At 43.5% G+C, this 2101-nt stretch carries 1 protein-coding gene; it reads right to left on the reverse strand.

Going from position 1 to position 2101, the window contains the following annotated elements:
* Nucleotides 1–483: 483 nt before the first annotated feature.
* Nucleotides 484–1635: a mechanosensitive ion channel family protein gene (locus F6K20_RS35630; protein ID WP_287297970.1), complete on the reverse strand. Its 1152-nt coding sequence runs from the start codon at nt 1633–1635 to the stop codon at nt 484–486.
* Nucleotides 1636–2101: the final 466 nt, after the last annotated feature.

Raw genomic sequence — 2101 nt, forward strand, 5'->3', positions numbered from 1 at the left:
TCAGAGATCGACCTGTGCTTAGTTAAATGGCAAGTCGATGGCAAGTCTATTGGTGGAATGATTTTACTATAAGTTGCGAATTTACCGAATCCTGCTAGGTATGTAATCAACAGGATTTAGAGCAATTGCCCGTTTGCCCAGCACCCCAGGGCAAACGCATCTAAATTCTAGAAGCCTTACTCAGAAGCGATTTCAAAAATAATAAGTATAAATACTTATCAGCTCAATCTCCTATCCACTAGGCATTTCAAAATAAGATGCGTTTACCCTGCCCAGCACCCTAGGAGCCAGTTTGAAAGGTTTAATATCCGTTTGTAGGAACAACAATCGGTCAATCAACTCGGGGATTGACCGAAAAGTATTAGCTAGTAGACGGCAGAAATAGCGACGGGTGAGCCTTCATGGGGGAGTTCACCTGTTCCTAAGCTGCATCCCTTGTTCAAAGGATTGCTAGGATTTAGATATCACCTCACTAACTAAATTTTAGTTTAGCTGTTTGTAGTCTTTGATGTCTTTTTTCAGCTCAATATGCAGGTGATCAATCTCCTGTTTTTGGAGGATTTCTAATATGGCTATGTTTAAGTCATTCATAGCAGCATAGTAAAGGTTTTTGTCAATCCCAAATGCCCTAACTAGGATCACACGAGCATTCTCTTCAATGCTGGATAATAAAACTAACATTTGCTGCTTGTGCAATCCATCGATAGTCGAAATTTTGGCTTTAATAGCCTGACAAAGTCGGGTAGTTTGCTCCGCTGAAATTCCATCTATTTTCAGAGTTAAATTTATGGCTCCCAACTCCAAATTATCGCCAGTATTTTGTGACCAATAATTAACCACAACTCCACCAATCATTTTAGAATTGGGAACTTTTTTGGTACCACCCAAATTAATAATACGAACCTTTGTACTTCTCAGACCAATACTGAGTATCTCAACAAAACCATTTATTCCGTCCAATTCTACCCAGTCACCGGGTCTATAGAGACCATCAGCATAGATAACCACTGTACAAAACCAGTCATAGATAATGTCTTTTAATAACAAACCTAAGGCTACACCTGCGCCACCGAGTAGACCGATCAGTGCACCAGCAGATGCCCCCAACAAAATCTCACTGGCTTTACTGGCAGCAATCAAGATTGCTGCGATCTGAAAAAGCCTTGGAAAGTAGGGGACTAACAAATCGTCGAGTTCAGTTTCAGTTTTTGTCGCCAATCCGGCTAGAAGCTCTCCCAGTAGTGGAGCAGCACGGTAAATAATATACGTGGCAATGAACAGAGCGCTCACAAACAGAATCTCGGGGATTTTCTGATTCTGTTCAGGGCTAAGATGACTTCCCACAACTAGATAGGCTAGCCATAGTCCAGCGATCCAAATTAGCCAGCCTAATGGTGCCCTAAGAATCCTAATGAACTCATCGTCTAGGGTGGTTTCTGTACGGCTAGTTATCAGCTCGAGTCTGTGAATGATTATGGCAGTGAACAAGCCTCGCAATATCTGGGTAAGGAGGAGGATAAGCACCACAATAAGTATCGTGGAAACAGGAATGTTGGCGAGCTGGAAGTCGGAATTCAATATCCTTTCTGTGATTAGGTTGATTGTAGTGTTGAATGTACCCTGAAGGTTTTCCATAGTTTCGACCAAAATACAATAACAGAGATCGACCTGTGCCTAGCTAAATGGCAAGTCGATGGCAAATCGATTGGCGAAATGATTTTACTATAAGTTGGGAATTTACCGAATCGTGCTAGGTATGCAATAAATATGATTTAGAGCAATTGCCCGTTTGCGCAGCACCCTAGGAGTCAGGGTGCATCTCATCTTTGTAAAAAAGAAGGGGCCCGGGCGCGGAGAGTCTCCGGCCTGGGCCCAGGAATTTTATTAAAATTTTTGCCTAATTTCAAAGGTGCGCTTTCCGCATCTAATTATTAAATTCCCGTGGCAGCACGCTTTCCAATGGCCGGGTAACCCGGCTTTGGGTCGCGTCTTTCGGCAAAGCCGACGCGGGGCGCGTTCGGGTCGCACCTAAAAGCTATGCAGCTTCGGAATAGGGGAGCCAGGGCTGCATCCCTTGTGCAAAGGATTGCTAGGATTTAGA

It is taken from the genome of Moorena sp. SIO2C4 (assembly GCF_010672485.1).
In the GTDB taxonomy this organism is placed as follows: Bacteria; Cyanobacteriota; Cyanobacteriia; order Cyanobacteriales; family Coleofasciculaceae; genus Moorena; species Moorena producens.

What these genes read in the sequence shown, in the direction of transcription:
- F6K20_RS35630 (WP_287297970.1), bottom strand. Translation starts at nt 1,635, where the DNA reads ATGGAAAACCTTCAGGGTACATTCAACACTACAATCAACCTAATCACA.